This is a genomic window from Parasynechococcus marenigrum WH 8102 (assembly GCF_000195975.1).
Lineage (GTDB): Bacteria > Cyanobacteriota > Cyanobacteriia > PCC-6307 > Cyanobiaceae > Parasynechococcus > Parasynechococcus marisnigri.
This window is the reverse complement of sequence record NC_005070.1, coordinates 1,260,193-1,279,565: the sequence shown is the minus strand read 5'-3', so window position 1 is coordinate 1,279,565 and position 19,373 is coordinate 1,260,193. Positions and strand designations below refer to the sequence as shown.

The following is a 19,373-nucleotide window of genomic DNA, read 5'->3' as shown; positions in this document are numbered from 1 at the left end:
TGAATGGACTGTTTCTGTCAAATAGACGTGTTGTTTTGCAGATCCGTGATCGCGTCGAGCACCTCTTGGGCATGTCCACTGGGTCTTACCGCGACCCATCGTTGACGAAGAATCCCGCTTGGATCGATCAGAAAAGTGTGACGCAGCGAGTACGGCGCCATCCATGACCCGTAGGCCTTGCTGACCGCTCCATCAGGGTCAGACAGCAAGGGAAAGCTCAGACCTTCGCTCTCGCAGAACGACGCATGGTCGTCGACGCTGTCGGCACTGATGCCCACCACTTCGGCACCTGCTGCTAGGAAATCACTGTGCAGAGACTCGAACCCCCTGGCCTCAATCGTGCAGCCGCCTGTGAAATCTCGTGGATAGAAATACACGGCAAGCCATCGACCACGCAGATCATCGCTGGACCAGCGATCTCTGTCGGGTTCACGACGGCTGGAACCGGGCAAATCAAAGCTTGGTACTTCAGCGCCTTGTTCCAAAACAACCCCACCGAGGGACCAGGCCTTCGTTGGGGTGATCGACAGTGCTGTCAACAGCAAGCCGGACTTGATGAACAGATCCCGCCGGCGCACACGTTCAAAATCAGAGTTTGGCCAGGTTAATGCCCAGAGACTTGGCATAGGGGCCCAGGCCTTTCTTCTGGATGGTCTTGAGGGCGCGGGTGGTGACGCGCAAGTTCACCCAGCGCTTACCCTCAGCCCACCAAAGACGACGATTCTGCAGATTCGCCTGCTGCAGCTTCTTGGTTCGGATGTGGGAATGGCTCACTGCCATGCCGTTGTTGGCGCGAGTACCGGTGAGCTGGCACACCCGAGACATGTCGTCGTCCTTCTGCTTGAGGTTGATCAGATCTGAATAATCAGATCCAAACTACTAGCTTATCAAACAGCGAAGGTCACATCCCTCTCTGCATCAGCGTTCCCATCAGTTCAGCGCTGCGGGTCTGAAAGCCACTGAGTTCATTGGGCTCCAGGCCGCCGACACCCAGTCGAGCCATGTCGTAGACGTGGCGGGCAATGTCCTGGGCCAGGGCCTCCGTCGGTGAACTCTGAGCATCGCCGATGAGCACGCTGCCGGCCTTCAGCTTCAGCATCCCCTCAACTAAGGGATGTCGCTTGTTCACCAGAAGAACGTGATGGTCTGGCAGACCGGGAAGCCGCTGTTCCATCAGGGCTCCCATGTCATTGAGGCGCCGCATCTGCTCCGGCAGCAGGATCATCGCAGGCGGTGCACCCTCAGCCTTCAAAGCCTGCACTTGCACGGTCACCTTGTCGTTGGACAGCGCGGTCTTGATCAGATCTCTCAGTCGATCTGATTCCGTTGTGCCGTCCTGGTCGGTGATTTCCGCGTCGATGTCCTTGAGGCTGTCATCAAGCTCGGCATCGACACGCTGAAAGGTCAGATCCTCATGGCGCTGTTCGAGCCATGGGATGAACTGGGTGTCGATCACCGTCTCCAGCTTCAGCACTTCCATTCCCTGTGAGGTCCAGAGGTTGAGTGCGCCGGCCTGGGCCACGTCGTCGGTGCTGTACAGGATGCGCTTGTCGTTGTTGCTGTCCAGTCGGCTGCGGTAGCCCTCCAGAGTGGTGAAGGCACGATCACCGGTGCTGATTGGATCAGGGGTGTCGCCATCTGCTGCAGAGGCGCTGGTGGCGAACAGAATCAGCTCCGCCACCTGGTCGGCGAACTTGTCGTCCTCCATGGCTCCGATCTTCACGAAGGGTGCCAAGGACTCCCAGGCCTCTGCATAGGCGGTGGGGTCGTCTTTCTTGACGTTGCGCAAGCGGTCAGCCACCTTTTTGGCAACGAAATTGCCAATGGATCGCACACGTCGGTCGGTCTGCAGGGCACTGCGGCTGACGTTCAGCGGGATGTCGGGTGAATCGAGAACGCCACGCAGGGGAAGCAGATAACGCGGCACCACCTCCTTGATGGAATCACTGACGAACACCTGATTGCAGTAGAGCTTGATTTCGCCTTTCTCCCAGTCCGCACGACCGGTCTGCTTGGGGAAGAACAGAATTCCCTGCAGGTTGTAGGGATAATCGGTGTTCAGGTGAACCCAGAGCAGTGGGTCACCCTGGAATGGGTACAGGTAGTTGTAGAGATCGATGTAGTCCTTGTCGGTGAGCTCCCGGGCGCTCTTTCGCCACGGGGCATTCATCTTGTTGACTGTTTCCCCCTCCAGCTGCACTGGCACTGCCATGAAATCGCAGTAGGTGTTGATCAGGGTGCGGATCCGAGCTGGTTCGATGTACTCCAGTTCCTCCTCCATCAAGGTGAGAATCACATCGGTGCCTGGCTGATCACGCTCGGCGGAACTGAGGCTGAAGTTGGGGGATCCATCACAGCTCCATCGCACCGCTTCGCTGTCCGGCCGCGCCGATCGCGTCACCAATTCCACCTGCTCCGCCACCATGAAACTGGAGTAGAAGCCCAGGCCGAAGTGGCCGATGATCGCGTCTCCCTCCTGTTTGTACTTCTCCAGAAAATCCTCGGCACTGGAGAAGGCAACCTGGTTGATGTAGCGCTTCACCTCATCGGCGGTCATGCCGATGCCGTTGTCAGCAATGGTGAGCGTTTTAGCTTCTCGGTCAACGGTGATGCGGATAACCCCGTCTTCGCCTTCGCTGCAGTCGCCCGCCATGGCCGCCATACGCCGCTTGCTGATGGCGTCGACACCGTTGCTGACCAGCTCGCGGAGAAACACCTCATGGCCGGAGTAAACGGCCTTCTTGATGATCGGGAAGATGTTCTCGGTGTGGATCTGAATTTGACCCTGTTCGTCCATCACCGGCATTGGACTGCTGGAAAAATCTGACGATAAGGAGGGGGCCTGAATTCCCTCAAGAGGGAATGCTTGGTGGTTCTCCGAACCACAAGATCAGCTCACCCCCCCTTCTGAAGGTCAGGGCGCTCCTCAGCCAGGATGGCGCCTTCCACAGGGCACACCTGCAGACAGATGCCGCAGTCGATGCAGGTGTCGAAATTGATCCAGTAGAAGTCGGTGCCCTTTTTGTTTTTTCCTTGACCCTGATCGATGCAGGCCACGGGACAGGCATCCACACAGTCGGCAATGCCCTCGCAGACATCAGTGACGATCGTGTGGGCCATAACTCAACAGTCTCAACCTTGATCCTAAGGATCGATCCAATCGAGTTGGAAGCCACCTTGGTCCGTGGCCTGCTGTTCAGCCAGGCTCCGAGTGCTGAACGGATGCAGTTCAATCACCGCACTTCGGCCCTGTTGATGCCACCAGCGCTGCCGCTCCAGTGCCGCCTCGAGGGTTGACCGCTCCGAAAACGCCACCATCAATTGAGGCGCGACCGTCGGGTTGGACGATGAGTCACTCAACAATTCCCGGATCGGATCGATCGCGAGGCTGAAGCCCGCACCAAAGTCTTGTCCCGGTTGTGCACCACAACGGCGGACCAAGTCGTCGTAGCGGCCGCCACGGGCCACCACGACAGGAGCCGAGTGCGTGTCGCACACCAGCTGGAAGACGAGGCCTGTGTAGAGCTCAAATCTCGGTTGAAACGTGGGATCGAGTTGAAGCCTCACGCCCTGGGCAGCTGCCGGTCCCTGCAGCTGGCGGCAGAGTCGATGCAGATCGTCAAACAGAGCCTGCGCACCAAAGCAGGAGGACAGTCGCTCGAGGACCTCGTTCGGTGTGCCGCGGCAGTCCAGCAGGCTCAGCAGGGTGGCCCTTAGCCCCTCTTCAAGCTCGATGGTTTCCAGCCCGAGGCGGTCGTATTGAATCAACGCGGCGCGGACTGCGTCGCGCAGGACGGGCGGAACGGGGCTGAGCAACAGATCCATCAGTCCCGTGTGCCCCATCAACAGCCGCGGCTGATGCTGAGCTTGAAAGTCCAGGCGTTCCACTGCCGCCATCAACAGGCTGAGCAGCTCCATCTCGGCTTCGATCGGTGCAACACCGAACAGCTCCACACCGCATTGCAGATTCTCTTCAATGCATTGCCCACCTTCATCAGCCGCTCTCGACTGAAACACCGTTCCAGACGCCCAGAGACGCAACGGCCGGGGCCGTGAGGCCAGCCGGGTGCAGGCAGCCCTGGCGATGGATGCGGTCATCTCCGGGCGAAGGCCCAGGGGCTCATCGGCCACCAACCGCACAACGTCTTCGCTGGCGATGGCTCCACCAGCCATCAAGGTGTCAAGACGTTCCACCCGAGGAGGGGAGACTTCGTCGTAGCCCCATAGACGAAAGACAGACGCCAGCCGTTCGCTGAGCGCCCGGTTGGATTCCACCTGACGTGGATTCAGATCCCTCGCGCCAGCTGCGGGTTGCAGCGCCATCTCCGGAATTCTCGGCGTTGCCTCAGGATCCCATGGCCGTGACCTCCGGTGCACCGAAGGCATCACCGGATAAAGGCTTCACCTGGGCCAGCACGTCAACAATGGTCGGATGCAATGCCGGGCCTGCCGCCACCACGCGGCCGCTGCGGAGATCGAACTCCTCCCCTCCATATCCGCTGATCGTTCCACCCGAGAGTTCCACCAGCGCCACACCGGCAGCAAGGTCCCAGGGCGCCAGTCCTCGTTCCCAGTAACCGTCCTGACGACCGGCAGCCACAAAGGCCAGATCCACAGCAGCGGCACCACCTCGGCGAACCCCTCGGGTCCGATGGGTGAACCAGCAGAACTGGGCGTAGTTGTTGTCGAGTCGCGTGTGGCGGTCGTAGGCAAACCCAGTCACAAGAAGGGAGTCCTCCAGTCGCTCGCAACGGCTCACCTGAATGTTGCTGTCGTTGCAGTGGGCTCCATGACCTGGAGCACCCCAGTACGTCTCTCCCAGGAACGGAACGGCGATGGCTCCCAGAATCGGCCGTTGACGAAACGTCAGGCCGATCGATGTGGCGAAGAATGGGTACCCGTGGGTGAAGTTGGTGGTGCCATCCAGGGGATCGACGCACCAACGCAGACTGTCCTGTTCACCGGCGGCACCGCTTTCTTCTGCCAGAACAGCGATGTCTGGGGTTTCTCTGTCGAGCACCTCAAGAACAACGCGTTCGGCTGCCAGATCCGCATTGGTGACGAGATCACCAATGCGCCCTTTGCTTTCAACAGAGCTCAGCCGCCCGTAGTGGCGCATCAACTCAGCCCCACCTGCGTCAGCGGCCTGTCGCGCCACAGTCACAAGGGCGCCAAGCCTGTCGGCGTTGAGACCAGCATCACTGGCCGCTGAACTGCAGATCGATGAGGTCATTGTCATTCCTCGTCCAGGGGTAGTCCTGCCGTCACCTTGCCGCGGCCAAAATGGCGGCCGAACTGCAGGTCGTACACCTCATCTTCGTCCTGGGTTTCGGCTTCGAGGGGTCCGATGGCTCGAGCCACGCACAGCAAGCCATAGCCCTGTTGCCTCAGCTCATGGGAAAGGCCCATCGCCTCGCGTTGATCGAGTTGCCCTTGTTTCACCCGGACGGCACAGCTGGTGCAGCAGCCGTTGCGGCATGAAAAGGGCAAGGGATCGCCCTGACGCTCGAAGCTTTGGAGGATGTATTCCCCCTCTGGAACGTCGTGGGTGATGGTTCGTTGTTCCTGGCGCCAGTGAATGGTGATGCGGTGACTGGTGCCCATCCGGTCTGACTGGAACGCCCTGCTACATTCGCACCTGCCCCACGTGAAAGCCGGTGGAGAGCTGGCCGAGTGGTCGAAGGCGCAGCACTGGAAATGCTGTATAGGGGCAACTCTATCGAGGGTTCGAATCCCTCGCTCTCCGTCACCTAACCTCCAAACCCCTTGCTAAGCAAGGGGTTTTTTATTGAAATTTCTTATGAGAGATTGAGTGAGTTCCTCTCTCGGAGTTTCTTGGCGTCCAGAGTTTGATTTGGCAGGGAATTAACTGGCTTTGTCCTGCGCTTGATAAGATCAAATTATAATTTAGGCAACGCTGATGGGGGTTTAGGGGCGTGACTTTTTCACTTTGATGAAAGTAAGTCCATAATTCGATGTCTCGGGTCGAGGGAGTATTTGTATATACATTATCTTTGGCATCGGTTGGTGCCTTTGCCCCCATGAGCCGCGCATTGTTCGAGATCAACCAAACTGAGAGTCACATTCCAACAAGCTTCATCACAAGTTCGCCGTGATGGACAACAAAACGCTGATCACGGGATCCTTCAATTGGAGCCCCTCAGCCGCTCAAACCAACAATGAGACCCTGTTGGTGATCCACTCACCCCACTCGCCAAACACTTCACCTGTGATTTGGAGCGCCTCTGGGACTCAGCAGAGCTCAGGATCACACTGCACCTCCAACTCAAACTCGAGCCTCAACGGATCCGCTGCGGAGATGGGGGGGAGAGGGACTGAGAAGGTCGAGAGAGATGGAAAGTGGCTTAAAAAGTTGCTTACAATGTTTGAAGACGACAAATAAAGATGACAGACACACCGAGCGATAAAAGAAACAAAGCAAACAAAAGCCGAGCGAAGATAATCAAACAAGGCGAAGCTCTTGCCAGAGAAGCTATCAAGCACCATGTTAATGGCAACCTAAAAAAAGCCGAAATGGCTTACAAGGAGATCATCAATTCTGGACTGCAAAGCCCCATAATTTTTTCCAATCTAGGCGCAATTTGCCAAACAAACGGCCGCACAGAGGAGGCAATTGCATTTTATAAAAATGCCATCAAAATCGATCAACGCCATCATGATGCATTCAGTAATTTAGGCGCCTTATACAAAGATCTTGGCCAATACAATCAGGCTCTTGATGCAACAGTAAAGTCATTAAAGCTAAAGCCTGACAACCCAATTGCACTTTTAAATCTTGGCAGCATCTACAAAGATCTTGGCAAGCTAGACCAGGCTCTTACCGCCACCGTTAAATCCATAGAACAAAACCCGAATAGCGCAGATTCTTTCATCAATCTAGGAAGCATATACATAGAACTAGGAAACCTTGATCAGGCCCTTGCCTCTACCCTCAAATCCCTAGAGCTCAATCCAGGCAACCCAATCGCTCTTATGAATCTGGGCAGCATTTACAGAGACCTTGGAAACCTTGATCAGGCCCTTGCCTCTACCCTCAAATCCCTAGAGATGAAACCCAAAAACCCCGATGCCCTCATGAATCTGGGCGGAATCTACAAAGAGCTAGGAAGGTTTAACGAAGCCCTCTCTTCCACACTCAAGTCACTTGAACACAAGGCTGATAGCCCTGGCGCCATTAACAATGTCATGGTGCTACTGGAGCAAGCCCCAAAAGGAGCATTAAACACTCGGGACCTAAATCCTGCGTATGAACTATTACTCAAGCGAACAGACATATCTCACCGAAAGCTAACTGGAATATTCCTGCAAGTATTTCTCCCTAAAATCCAAGAAGCTTCAAAACCAGAAACAATCATTAATGACACCAATAGAGCTTTCAAAACACTAGCTATAGACTGGCGGTTTCTCAAGTCTCTAGCCTTGACTATTCTACCTCACCAAATAATTGAATTGTTTTTCACCAGGTTAAGAAAAGAAATCCTTATAATTACCACACAAAAAAAGGAAATAACACCTTTAATAAGAACCTTGACGGAAGCCTTGGCGACACAGTGCTATTTAAATGAATACATCTACGCCACCTCATGGGAGGAGGATAAGTTGTTAATGCAAGCTATCAGCGAAACGGGCGAGCAACAAGCATCTATCAACCAAAATCTTGCCATAATTGGCTGCTACATGCCGCTTCACGCAACACACTTCAAACCAGATTTAATCCATAATTATCCGACCCCTGACGATACCAGCAAATCATTTATTACAACCCAGTTCATAGAGCCATCTCAAGAAAGTGAGATCAAAAAATTACTGCATGGAAGCCTTAAGCCTTCAAACACAATCTCGCAACTAGTTCAAGACATGTACGAGGAGAACCCTTACCCTAGATACAAATACTCAGACTTCACCCATGAATCACTTGTAAGGCCGATCTCTAATGTTATCGAAATGGAAACAAAACAAAAAGATCTTTTCTTCTTGAATAAATTAACAGACCCAGAAACCAAGCCGCAGCTCCTTATTGCTGGCTGCGGAACTGGAAGCCAGATCATCAGCGCCAGTCGTTACAAAAACACTCAAATCACTGCAATTGATCTCAGCAGAAGCAGCCTGGCCTATGCAATAAGAAAGACGCAGGAATATGGGATGAGCAACATCACCTTCAAGCAGATGGACATACTTAATGTCTCTAGCCTCAAAGAAATTTTTGACGTTATTGAATGCAGCGGGGTTCTGCATCACATGCAAAACCCCGATGAAGGGTTACATGCACTAGTTCAACAACTCAATCCAGGAGGCTACATTCAGCTAGGACTCTATAGCAAGTCTGCCCGCAAAGTCATCACTAAAACAAGAGAGTATATTCGCAAAGCAGGAATCGAAGCCAGTGCAAAAAATATACGAGAATTCAGGAAGAAGGTTTTTGCCGGAGAGATCAAGGAAATATTGAATCTTCTAGACTCCTGGAAAGATTTTTACTCTCTTTCAGAATGCAGGGATCTTTGCTTCCACCCTCAGGAACATCTTTTCACAATAGAAAAAATAGAGAGGCTATTAGGATCTCAAGGCCTGAGGTTTTGTGGATTTATCATTCCAACAGAAATCGAGAGCCTCTACAACAGCAGATTTCCAGAAGACGTTAAAATTACATCACTAAGAAACTGGGGCATCTTTGAGAAGGAAAATCCTTCAGCCTTTGCAAGCATGTATCAGTTCTGGGCTCAAAAAATCTAATCTACCGTTCCATTAATACTAAAAGAAAGTGACCTTATGCCGACAATAACCCTCAAATCCTAGCATAATTATTCTTGGCAACTTAACTTAATTGCGGCTCATAAAGAAGGGTAATCCAGCTCATCCGATGTACACGAAAACACAAAGATAGTCAGACCCAAAAAATTCAAAGGAAAATAAGTGGAATAATCTAGTCCTTATTGATAAGCTCAATTAATTAGTGTTTGTAAATTTCTAGTGGTATTATTCTGTTGACTCCAATCATCTCGGGAGCGAATCCCTTGCTCTCCGCTTCTCCGGTCCATCAGGACCGTTTTTTTGCTTGAGCTCCAATAAGAAAGGGTGGAGTCACCCAGCCTTTCTGGATCAAAACTGGATTCAGTGATCAACCGAAACGGCCCGAGACGTAGTCCTGAGTGGCCTGCTGTTGAGGAGAGTTGAAGATCTTCTCGGTCTCGTTGAACTCCACCAGGTAGCCCACCTTGCCGCTGCCGCCTTCAACTGCTTCTGCGTTGTAGAACGCCGTCATGTCGCTGACGCGAACGGCCTGTTGCATGTTGTGGGTCACGATCACGATGGTGAAGCTCTTCTTGAGTTCGTGCATCGTTTCCTCAATCTTCAAAGTGGAGATCGGATCCAGAGCCGAACAAGGTTCATCCATCAGGATCACTTCCGGCTGGATGGCGATCGTGCGTGCAATGCAGAGGCGCTGCTGCTGACCACCCGAGAGGGAATAACCGCTTTCATTCAGCTTGTCCTTGCATTCGTCCCAGACGGCGGCCTGCCGCAGGGACCGTTCCACCAGTTCATCCATGTCACCGGTGAAACCGTTGATCCGGGCACCGAAGGCAATGTTCTCGTAGATGCTCTTGGGGAAAGGGTTGGGCTGCTGGAACACCATCCCGATCCGACGGCGCACTTCAACAGGGTCAACACTGGCACCGTAAAGATCGACACCGTCGAACAAAACACGACCCTTGAGGGAACATCCCTCGATCAGATCGTTCATGCGATTGAGGGCACGCAGCACCGTCGACTTACCGCAGCCGGATGGACCGATGAAGGCGGTGACTTTTCCGCGTGGAACATCGCAGTAGACGTTCTTCACGGCTTCGTAGCTGCCGTAACTGATGGTGACGTTCTGGATCGAGATCGCGGTGTCGTCCGAGACCTGATGCTGTTCAGTTTGAAGTTGTGATGTGGTCATGGCTCGGATGGGAAGCGGGAAGTACGGAAAGGATGGAGGTCTGATGGATTGAAGGGTCGTCGTCCGATCACTTGGCAGCAAATCGGGCCAGCCAACGGGAGAAGAGATTCAGGCCGAGGATCATCACAACGAGCACGAATGATGCGGACCAGGCCAGTTCGTTATGGAATTCATAGGGCATGATCGCGAAGTTGTAGATTAGAACCGACAACGTTGCGATTGGCGCAAAGATTCCATCGGTGGACAAAAGATCAGACCAGAAGGGCGAGAACAGGGCAGTGAAGATCAATGGGGCTGTTTCACCAGCGGCTCTGGCAATCGCCAGAACTACTCCTGTGGCAATGGGAGTGAATGCCGTCGGCAGAGTTATTCGCACGATGGTGACGAATCTGGACGCACCAACTCCCAATGCTGCCTGTCGCAAGTCGTCTGAGACGAGCTTGAGACCTTCGTCAGTGGTTTTAATCACCGTTGGCAACATCAGAATGGAGAGCGCCATGCCGCCAGCCAGTGCGCTGTAGGCATTACCGAACAGCACGCGACTGGTGACAATCGTTCCGTAAATGAACACACCGGCGATAATCGACGGTACACCAGAAAGGACGTTCGTTCCGAAGCGGATGAATTGGGCAAACCAACCGCTACGAGAGTACTCAGCGAGATAAATTCCGCCGCCTACACCAATAGGTATGGCGATCAATGCAGCAATCACGGTAACGACAATCGTGCCAACAATGGCATTGGCAATACCACCACCATCAAGTCCCGGTGGCGGAGGCAATTCCGTGAACAAAGCAAGAGAGATCTTGCTGCCACCTTTCACGATGACGTAGCCAAGAACGAGGATCAACGGCAGAACAGCCACCGCTGAAAAGATGCCAGCAATAACTGTGAGGACTCTGCTACCTACATTTCTAGCAAGACTTGGTTTATATGAGAGGTCAGGAATCCCCTCGGAAGCGCGATTGGAGTAAAGAGAAGTCATGATCAGTACTTAAGGCTGAGACGCTTCACAAGCCATTGGGCGAAGATGTTCACCGCAAGGGTCATGATGATCAGAATGAATGCCGCATACATCAGGGATGACACCTGAGAGCCATCAGCTTCACCGAACTGATTGGCCAGCATGGCTGCAATTGTGTTGCCGGGTGCCAGCAATGAAATGCTGAAGTTGTTGGAATTACCAATGATCATGGTTACCGCCATGGTTTCGCCCATGGCGCGTCCAAGCGCCAGCATCACGCCTCCAACAATTCCTGAAACCGCTGCGGGCAGCATCACGTTCATGATTGCTCCCCAACGGGTTGTGCCGATGCCGTAGGCCGCCTGTCGTAGTTTTTGAGGAACCTGATTCAGGGAATCTCGGGAGATGGCCGTGATGATGGGCAGGATCATCACTACCAGAATCAAGACCGCAGGAATCGTTCCGGGACCCATGGGTGGGGTGCTGAAAAAGGGGATCCAGTTGAACAACTGATACAGCAATTCAAGTACTGGTCGAATGAATGGCTCCAACACGAAAATGGCCCAGAGGCCCAGAACAACCGAGGGAATTGCCGCCAGCAATTCGACCATCACACCAATCACATCGCGAATACGTCGCGGAATGATGTTTTCAGTGATGAAAATCGCAGTGCCAACGCCCAATGGAACGGCGATCAGCAACGACAGCAGGGAGGTGACCAACGTTCCATAGATGGCGGCTCCTGCGCCATATTCATCGTCAACCGGATTCCAATCGGATGTATTGAGGAACTGCCAGCCGTAACGCCCCATCGACTCAAGGCTGCCCTGGAAGACCACGATGAGGATAAAGAACAACACCACGGCGACCATTGAGGCCAGGATCACAGCGAGGTTCTTAAATCCAACGTCCACCAGCTTTTCTGACGGAGGTCGGTTCCGCAGAAGGTACTGATTGTCCTTTTCGTTGGACATTCCCACATACAAACGCCCTGACAACGTATCGACGGGATTGGTTTCAGTCACTAAGAACGGCTTAACGACATTCCCCTGCTGGACGTTGATCTGAGCAACTGGGCTGGTCGATGCCGTTAGCGTGGAGTGACAGGTTTTGGACGTATGGGGCGGATCGTCGGGATCGATCTGGGGACCACGAACTCGGTTGTTGCCGTTCTGGAGGCAGGCCGCCCTCACGTGATTGCCAACGCTGAGGGTGGCAGGACCACCCCATCGGTGGTTGGTTACAGCAAAGACCAGGAACTGCTGGTGGGACAGCTGGCGAGACGTCAGCTTGTGCTGAGCCCTCGCAACACGTTCTCCAACCTCAAGCGTTTCGTGGGACGCGACTGGGAAGAACTGGAGGACAGCAGCCTTGCCGTGCCTTACACGGTCCGTGCCAATGACCGAGGTCAGGTGCGCGTTCCTTGTCCCGTGACGGAACGGGAGTATGCGCCAGAGGAGCTGGTGGCCAGCATCATCCGCAAGCTTGTGGACGATGCCAGCACTTACCTGGGCGAATCCGTTGAAGCGGCAGTCGTCACTGTTCCGGCTTATTTCAACGACGCCCAGCGCCAAGCCACCCGCGATGCCGGTCGTTTGGCCGGCATCGCCGTTGAGCGCATTCTCAATGAACCTACTGCTGCCGCCCTGGCCTATGGCTTCGATCGCAGTGCCGTTCGTCGCGTTCTTGTGTTTGATCTTGGTGGTGGCACATTCGATGTGTCGTTGCTCCGGATTGCGAACGGAGTGTTCGACGTCAAGGCCACCAATGGGGATACACAACTGGGCGGCAATGATTTTGATCAGCGGATCGTGGACTGGATCGCTGATGCCTTTCAGGCTGAGCATGGGGTGGATCTGCGGCGGGACCGACAGGCCCTTCAACGCCTGACCGAAGCGGCTGAAAAGGCCAAACAGGAACTGTCCGGCGTTCTCACAACACCGATCTCCCTGCCGTTCATCGCAACGGGTGAGAACGGCCCACTGCACGTGGAGACCAATCTTGATCGCAGCACGTTTGAAGGTCTCTGCCCAGACCTGCTCGATCGTCTGTTGATGCCCGTCCAGTCCGCGTTGCGCGACTCCGGCTGGGCTGCGGATGACATCGATGATGTGGTGCTTGTGGGAGGCGCCACCCGCATGCCCATGGTTCAGCAACTGGTGCGCACCCTGGTGCCGCTTGATCCCTGCCAATCGGTGAACCCCGATGAAGTGGTGGCCATCGGCGCCGCCGTTCAGGCCGGCATCCTCACCGGGGAACTGCGGGATCTGTTGCTGAACGACGTCACACCTCTTTCCCTGGGGCTGGAGACGGTCGGTGGTCTGATGAGGGTGTTGATCCCTCGCAACACCCCGATTCCTGTGCGTCAGTCCGATGTGTTCAGCACGTCGGAACCGAATCAGTCCTCGGTGGAGATCCACGTCTGGCAAGGCGAACGGCAGATGGCTTCAGACAACAAGTCGCTCGGACGTTTCCGACTGTCCGGAATTCCGCCAGCTCCCCGTGGTGTCCCGCAGGTTCAGGTGGCGTTTGACATCGATGCCAACGGGCTACTGCAGGTGAGTGCCACGGACCGCACCACCGGCAGAAAGCAGTCGGTGTCGATTCAAGGCGGATCCAACCTCAACGAGGATGAAGTCACCGCACTGCTTGCTGAAGCGGAGGCGCGGGCGGATGAGGACCGCCGCAAGCGCAACCAGATTGAACGCCGCAACCGTGCCCAGACGCTTGTTGCCCAGGCGGAACGTCGCCTGCGCGATGCCGCCCTGGAACTGGGGCCCTATGGGGCGGAACGTCAGCAGCGCGCTGTGGAGATGGCAATGCGCGATGTGCAGGATTGTCTTGCTCAGGACGATTTGCAGGAACTGGATCTGTGCCTCAGTGGCCTTGAGGAAGCCTTGTTCGGCTTGAACCGGCGCCTGTCTGCTGAGCGTCAGTCCGATGGACGCCCGCTTCAGGGCTTACGCAACACGCTTGGCTCACTTAAGGACGAGTTGTTCGCTGATGACTGGGACGATGATCCCTGGGCAGCCCCGAGTGGTCCACCACGGGGACGCAGCCTGAACCGCCGGGATCGTGATCCCTGGGACGATGACTTCTACCGCTGATCCTGATTACTGGTCGCTGCTTGGTTTAGGTCCGGAGGCGGATGCCGACCAGTTGAAACGGGCCTTCCGTCGGGAAGCGCGCCGTTGGCATCCGGACCTCAACGGCAACGATCCCGTTGCCGAGGAGCGGTTCAAGCTGGTCAATGAGGCCTATGCGGTGCTCAGTGATCCCCGCCGCCGCCGGGCCTGGGAGCATGGCGATCGAGAAGGACGGCGTGATCGAGATCCGTTTGAACAAGGGTTCCCTGATTTCGAGGACTATCTCGAGGTGGTGCTTGGCGAATCGTCGCGTCGATCTGAATCGCCCCCTCCCGAGCGAAACGATCCCGCTTCATGGAAGGAACCCCCTGTCGCGGCACCACCTCCGCCGCCTCCCGTGCGGGTTGATGAGGATCTCGAGTCGATCGTGGAGCTGACGCCAGAACAGGCGCTGCATGGCACCACTGTTGAGCTCAACCTTGAGGATGGAACGGTCGTGGAACTCGAGACCCCTCCCCAGGCCGGAGATGGTTGGAGGTTGCGGCTGGAGGGAGTTGCCAGCGGTGGGCGCGATCACTTCCTGCAGCTGCGGGTGCTCACGGACGACGGTCTGCGCATCGACGGCCTTCGGGTGCACTACAAGCTGTTGTTGTTCCCCCCGGATGCCGCCCTCGGCTGCGCTGTGGATGTGCCAACCCTGGACGGGCCGGTAACCCTCCAGGTTCCGCCGGGTTCGTCCAGTGGACGATTGCTGCGGCTGCGTGGGCGGGGCCTGGAGCTGGATGACCGTCGCGGTGATCAACTGGTGGAGATTGTGGTGGTCATCCCCGCTGACCTCGGTGATGCGGAACGGGCTCTTTATCGCCGACTGCAGGAACTTGCCCTTGAGGCGGAGGACGGCTGAAGCGATCGATGAGAGACTCCGGCTCTGTTGAGGATCGAGTGTTCCCCGCGATGCGCGTCAACGTGCTTCTGTTCGATGCCGGCAGTGACAGTGAGGGGATCCACTCGCTTGAGATTGCCGGTCGGACGGTGGTGCTCCTGTTCGAGAACCCCGATGACGCCGAGCGCTACGCAGGATTGCTCGAGGCCCAGGACTTTCCGGTTCCCACCGTGGAATCCCTTGATCGTGAAGACGTTGAGCTGTTCTGTCGAGACGCTGGATATGAAGCCCGCTTTGTGGCCTCTGGCTTTGTCCCTGAATCCGACGAAGAGCGGTTGTTCATGGCACCTCCGGAAGCCAACCGTGATGTGAGTCAGTGGAAAGACGAGGAGTCGCTTCCCGAGCCTGAGCCGTCCTCATCCAGCGAACTCGACGCTCTGCGCAAACGTCTTGAGGGGTTGCTTTAAACGATGACTCGTTTCCAATCCGACGCTGCCGTCTCCGCCGATCGCGGCCACCTGATGACTGAGCAGCCCAATCCCCGAAGCACCGCCCTGGATCTGCTCGACACAGCCGAGCTGGTGACGTTGTTTGTGGAGGAGGACCGTCGCCCTCAACAGGCCGTAGCGGACGCTTCGGCATCGATTAGTGCGGCTGTTGATCGCATCGCATCCCGACTCAAGGATGGTGGCCGATTGTTTTATCTGGGGGCGGGAACGTCAGGGCGGCTCGGTGTGCTGGATGCCGCTGAATGCCCTCCAACCTTCTGCAGTGATCCGGAGATGGTTCAAGGCGTGCTGGCTGGTGGTGCCCCCGCACTTCTGCGCAGTTCCGAGGGACTAGAGGATCTGGAGGCCGCCGGACGTGAGGATCTCGATCAGCGCGGATTCAATGCCGGGGACTGTCTTGTAGGCATCGCCGCTGGCGGCACGACGCCATACGTGCGGGGTGGCCTTAGCCATGCCCGCAGCATCGGTGCTCTGGCCATCGCCATGGCCTGTGTACCGAGCGATCAGGCTCCTCTCCCCTGCGACATCGACATCCGTCTGCTGACGGGGCCTGAACTCCTCACCGGTTCCACACGGCTCAAGGCTGGAACAGCCACCAAAATGGCCTTAAACATCATCTCCACCGCCGTCATGGTTCGGCTTGGCAAAGTGTTTGGCAACCGGATGGTGGATGTTTCCGCCAGCAACAGCAAGCTGGTGGACCGCTGCCTGCGAATCCTGCGGGACCTTGGTGGTATTGAGCGGGATGACGGCCTCGTCTTACTGGATCAGGCGGGTGGTTCGGTCAAGCTGGCCTTGCTCATGGCCAGCAGTGGCCTGGCGTCGAGTGAAGCAATGGAGTTGCTCCAGACCCACGACGGTCAGCTTCGCCAGGCCTTCGCCAGTAGGGGACTCAAACTGGCTCAATCCTGAGGGAATGAGCCCCAGTAGGAACGGGTGAACAGATTTAGACGCTCGCGCGTCTTAGGGGGTACGTGTTCAGGAGCAGTGATCAAAGCATCGGCAAGCGCCGTGTGCGCGGCTGAACTGGGTCGTTGCTCATTGAGGCTCAACATCAGTCGATTGAGGATCGGTTCCGTGGCCACGGCGTTGGCCTTGAGGTTGCCGACCACCATCTCAACGCTGACGGCGTCATGGTCGTTGTGCCAGCAATCGAAGTCGGTGACCATCGAGAGAGAGGCGTAGGCGAGCTCAGCTTCCCGGGCCAGTCGCGCTTCGGTGTGATTGGTCATGCCGATCACGGAGCATCCCCAGCTTCGGTACAGCAGGCTTTCGGCTCGCGTTGAGAACGCAGGGCCCTCCATGCAGAGGTATGTGCCACCGCGATGAAGATGGTGGCCGGCCGGCATCGCCGACGCTGCAGCCTCCGCCAAGAGTTCGCTCAATCGGGGGCAGAACGGATCCGCCAGGCTCACGTGGGCGACGCAGCCATCACCAAAGAACGACTGAGGTCGTTGTTGGGTCCGATCAATGAACTGATCCGGCACCACCATGTCCCGCGGACGCAGGTGCTCCTGCAGCGACCCCACTGCCGACACTGAGATCAGCCAGCGAACGTTCAGCTGACGCATGGCCCAGATGTTCGCCTGGTAAGGAACCTCGCGAGGCAACAACTGGTGATGGCGACCGTGACGGGCAAGAAACACCGTCTCCATGTCCTGCAGTGTCCCTAGCCTGAGAACATCGGAGGGACGCCCGAACGGCGTGTCGAGACTCAGTTCCTCCGCCTGGTCGAGCCCAGGAATGGCGTAAAGACCGCTACCGCCAATGACACCAACACGGGCGTTGCTGAGGTCGGGCATGGAAGGCCTCTCACTACACTCCAATTTTGCTCGCGCCACCATGACCACGGCTCTGATGGACACCGACGCAGGGCAGATCGAGCTCGAGCTGTTTGAGTCCGACGCTCCCAACACGGTGGCCAATTTCGTGAAACTGGCCAAGGACGGGTTCTATGACGGCCTCGCCTTCCACCGGGTCATCCCCGGTTTCATGGCTCAGGGTGGATGCCCTAACAGCCGCGAGGGTGCGCGTGGCATGGCCGGCACCGGTGGCCCCGGCTATCAGATCGATTGCGAAATTAATGGCCAGAAGCACCAGGCCGGCACCATGGCCATGGCCCATGCCGGTCGCAACACCGGTGGCTCACAGTTCTACATCTGCCATGAAGCACAGCCCCATCTGGATGGCGTGCACACCGTGTTCGGTCACACCGGAAACATGGATGTAGTTCTGAAGCTCAGCAACGGATCCAAGATCAATAAGGTAATCATTCAGGACTGATCAGTCCCTGGCTGACCAGTGCAGGAGGGACGGACGTTGCGTCAGACGTTCGTCCCCATTGGTCTGGATGAGCTCAACCAAGGAACGCTCTTCCCGTTCCAGCGTTTGTGATGGGTGGAGCGCACTGCGCTCGGTGCTGACGCGAAGCAAACCAATGCGTTGTGTGGATTCCAGCTGGGCAATCGACTGCAGCAGTGCCAGCGGAGCATCCACCTCCGGCGTGAGCTTCCAGACGAACTGGGGACGGTCCCAGAGCGCCAGCAAGCGCGGCTCATGCAGCGCTTCCAGGGTTTGGCCGTGGGTCTCAGCGAGATCTTCCACACGGGAGCGGATCGAGGGCAGGCTCTCCGTTCGATCGTTCACCGCGACGGCGAGAACGGTGCAGGGACCATCGCTGTCCATGAGATGGCCGAGTTTGTCGCGCTTGGCAGCCAGATAGTCGGCGTTGTGATCACCGGCATCCATCACCAGGGGGACCCGTTCTTCCACCTGAAGTCCATAGCCCCCGAGCCCAGCGATCTTGCGGGGGTTGTTGGTCAGCAGTCGCAAGCGATGGATGCCGAGATCTGAGAGGATCTGCGCTCCCACCCCGTAGTTGCGCAAGTCAGCGGGGAACCCCAGCCGTTCGTTGGCCTCAACGGTGTCAAGGCCTCCATCCTGAAGGCTGTAGGCGCGAAGTTTGTTGATCAGACCGATGCCGCGACCCTCCTGGCGTAGGTAAACCACCACACCTTCCCCCTCACGTTCGATTTGGCGCAGTGCTGCCTCCAGCTGAGGGCGGCAGTCGCAGCGCAGGGATCCGAAGGCATCACCGGTGAGGCATTCCGAATGCATCCGCACCAGCACCGGTTCACGCAGGGAGGCCGGGTCACCTTTGACGAGGGCCACATGTTCCGAGCCATCCAGTTCATTGCAGTAGCCAATGGCCTGGAACGAACCGAACTGACTCGGCAGTTCCGCATGGGCCTGCCGTCGCACAAACCGTTCGTTGTCGAGCCGATAGCGGATCAGTTCAGCGATGCTGATGAGCTTCAAGCCCCAGGTATCGGCGTAAGCCCTCAGTTCCGGCAGACGGGCCATGGAGCCATCGCTGTTCTGGATCTCGCAGATCACGCCGGAGGGTGTAAGACCCGCAAGCTGGGCCAGGTCAACAGCTGCTTCCGTGTGTCCGGCGCGTTTCAACACGCCGCCAGGCTTGGCCCGCAGCGGAAAAATGTGTCCCGGTCGTCGCAGCTCCGCAGGTCGCGTCTTGGGATTGAGGGCAACCTGAATCGTCCGGGCACGATCCTCCGCAGAGATTCCAGTGCTGACGCCGTGCTCAGCCCCCGCATCGATGCTCACCGTGAAGGCCGTTTCGTTGGCATCGGTGTTGCGATCCACCATCAGGGGAAGATCAAGCTCGTCCAGCCGCTTCCCCTCCATGGCCAGACAGATCAGCCCGCGGGCCTCGGTCGCCATGAAATTGATCGCTTCCGGTGTGGCGAATTGAGCGGCGCAGATCAGATCGCCTTCGTTTTCACGCTGCTCGTCATCGACCACCACCACACAGGCACCATTGCGAATGGCGGCCAACGCCTCGGCGATGTCATCGAAGCGGATCGGATCGTCCTGCTGATGCTGGGAACTGGAGTTCAGAAGCCTGCCGTACTGCAATTCCATCATTATCAATCTCTGTACGATCAACTGTTGG

General features: G+C 56.5%; 18 protein-coding genes, 1 tRNA gene and 1 pseudogene. 8 read left to right on the top strand and 12 right to left on the bottom strand.

Annotated elements, in window-relative coordinates; all coding sequences use genetic code 11:
• Positions 1-17: 17 nt before the first annotated feature.
• From TX72_RS06430 to TX72_RS06400, 7 genes are all read right to left on the bottom strand, one after another.
• A complete protein-coding gene (locus tag TX72_RS06430) occupies positions 18-578 on the bottom strand; it encodes a peroxiredoxin (RefSeq protein WP_011128144.1) in 561 nt (186 codons plus the stop codon).
• Between the two features lie 10 nt (positions 579-588).
• Positions 589-825, bottom strand: a complete 237-nt coding sequence (gene rpmB, locus TX72_RS06425; protein WP_011128143.1) for a 50S ribosomal protein L28 — start codon at positions 823-825, stop codon at positions 589-591.
• Between the two features lie 76 nt (positions 826-901).
• Positions 902-2,806: a molecular chaperone HtpG gene (gene htpG, locus TX72_RS06420; RefSeq protein ID WP_011128142.1), complete on the bottom strand. Its 1,905-nt coding sequence runs from the start codon at positions 2,804-2,806 to the stop codon at positions 902-904.
• 89 nt (positions 2,807-2,895) lie between these two features.
• On the bottom strand, positions 2,896-3,120 hold the full coding sequence (locus TX72_RS06415; RefSeq protein WP_011128141.1) for a ferredoxin family protein: 225 nt from the start codon (positions 3,118-3,120) through the stop codon (positions 2,896-2,898).
• A gap of 24 nt (positions 3,121-3,144) precedes the next feature.
• Positions 3,145-4,323, bottom strand: coding sequence for an ATP phosphoribosyltransferase regulatory subunit (locus TX72_RS06410; RefSeq protein WP_011128140.1), 1,179 nt, complete (start codon positions 4,321-4,323; stop codon positions 3,145-3,147).
• Positions 4,324-4,345: 22 nt separating this feature from the next.
• Positions 4,346-5,233: an inositol monophosphatase family protein gene (locus tag TX72_RS06405; protein WP_011128139.1), complete on the bottom strand. Its 888-nt coding sequence runs from the start codon at positions 5,231-5,233 to the stop codon at positions 4,346-4,348.
• Between the two features lie 2 nt (positions 5,234-5,235).
• Positions 5,236-5,604 (bottom strand): 2Fe-2S iron-sulfur cluster-binding protein, encoded by a 369-nt coding sequence (locus tag TX72_RS06400; RefSeq protein ID WP_011128138.1) that lies wholly within the window; start codon positions 5,602-5,604, stop codon positions 5,236-5,238.
• A gap of 55 nt (positions 5,605-5,659) precedes the next feature.
• Between TX72_RS06400 and TX72_RS06395 the strand changes: the two genes are divergently transcribed.
• The 3 genes and pseudogenes from TX72_RS06395 (at position 5,660) to TX72_RS06385 (ending at position 8,751) form a co-directional block, all read left to right on the top strand.
• A tRNA-Ser gene (locus TX72_RS06395) sits at positions 5,660-5,746 on the top strand.
• Between the two features lie 333 nt (positions 5,747-6,079).
• A pseudogene (locus TX72_RS06390) lies at positions 6,080-6,339 on the top strand (phospholipase D-like domain-containing protein); the annotation flags it as partial.
• A gap of 66 nt (positions 6,340-6,405) precedes the next feature.
• Positions 6,406-8,751: a class I SAM-dependent methyltransferase gene (locus tag TX72_RS06385; protein ID WP_011128137.1), complete on the top strand. Its 2,346-nt coding sequence runs from the start codon at positions 6,406-6,408 to the stop codon at positions 8,749-8,751.
• Between the two features lie 385 nt (positions 8,752-9,136).
• Here the strand turns inward: TX72_RS06385 and pstB are convergent, their stop codons facing one another.
• The 3 genes from pstB to pstC form a co-directional block, all read right to left on the bottom strand.
• Positions 9,137-9,958: a phosphate ABC transporter ATP-binding protein PstB gene (gene pstB / locus TX72_RS06380; protein ID WP_011128136.1), complete on the bottom strand. Its 822-nt coding sequence runs from the start codon at positions 9,956-9,958 to the stop codon at positions 9,137-9,139.
• Positions 9,959-10,025: 67 nt separating this feature from the next.
• A complete protein-coding gene (gene pstA / locus TX72_RS06375) occupies positions 10,026-10,943 on the bottom strand; it encodes a phosphate ABC transporter permease PstA (RefSeq protein ID WP_011128135.1) in 918 nt (305 codons plus the stop codon).
• Between the two features lie 2 nt (positions 10,944-10,945).
• Entirely contained in the window at positions 10,946-11,896 is a 951-nt protein-coding gene (gene pstC / locus TX72_RS06370; RefSeq protein WP_011128134.1) for a phosphate ABC transporter permease subunit PstC, read from the bottom strand.
• Between the two features lie 144 nt (positions 11,897-12,040).
• Here pstC and dnaK point away from each other — a divergent pair, with 144 nt between their 5' ends.
• Genes dnaK through murQ form a run of 4 tightly spaced genes read left to right on the top strand, consistent with a single transcriptional unit; the run spans position 12,041 to position 16,312 of the window.
• Positions 12,041-14,029: a molecular chaperone DnaK gene (gene dnaK, locus TX72_RS06365; RefSeq protein WP_011128133.1), complete on the top strand. Its 1,989-nt coding sequence runs from the start codon at positions 12,041-12,043 to the stop codon at positions 14,027-14,029.
• Positions 14,013-14,912, top strand: a complete 900-nt coding sequence (locus tag TX72_RS06360) for a DnaJ C-terminal domain-containing protein (RefSeq protein WP_011128132.1) — start codon at positions 14,013-14,015, stop codon at positions 14,910-14,912. Before dnaK ends, TX72_RS06360 begins: the two co-directional genes overlap by 17 nt.
• Positions 14,913-14,962: 50 nt before the next feature.
• Positions 14,963-15,358, top strand: a complete 396-nt coding sequence (locus TX72_RS06355; RefSeq protein WP_042503506.1) for a DUF3110 domain-containing protein — start codon at positions 14,963-14,965, stop codon at positions 15,356-15,358.
• Between the two features lie 3 nt (positions 15,359-15,361).
• Entirely contained in the window at positions 15,362-16,312 is a 951-nt protein-coding gene (murQ, locus tag TX72_RS06350) for an N-acetylmuramic acid 6-phosphate etherase (protein ID WP_011128130.1), read from the top strand.
• On the opposite strand, the gene mtnP is transcribed toward murQ, so the two are convergent.
• Positions 16,303-17,244: an S-methyl-5'-thioadenosine phosphorylase gene (gene mtnP / locus TX72_RS06345; RefSeq protein WP_404824885.1), complete on the bottom strand. Its 942-nt coding sequence runs from the start codon at positions 17,242-17,244 to the stop codon at positions 16,303-16,305. The two genes, murQ and mtnP, sit on opposite strands and share 10 nt — an antisense overlap.
• Between mtnP and TX72_RS06340 the strand changes: the two genes are divergently transcribed.
• Positions 17,243-17,683, top strand: a complete 441-nt coding sequence (locus tag TX72_RS06340; protein WP_011128128.1) for a peptidylprolyl isomerase — start codon at positions 17,243-17,245, stop codon at positions 17,681-17,683. The genes mtnP and TX72_RS06340 overlap by 2 nt on opposite strands.
• Here the strand turns inward: TX72_RS06340 and ribBA are convergent, their stop codons facing one another.
• Entirely contained in the window at positions 17,684-19,342 is a 1,659-nt protein-coding gene (gene ribBA / locus TX72_RS06335) for a bifunctional 3,4-dihydroxy-2-butanone-4-phosphate synthase/GTP cyclohydrolase II (protein ID WP_071820871.1), read from the bottom strand.
• Positions 19,343-19,373: the final 31 nt, after the last annotated feature.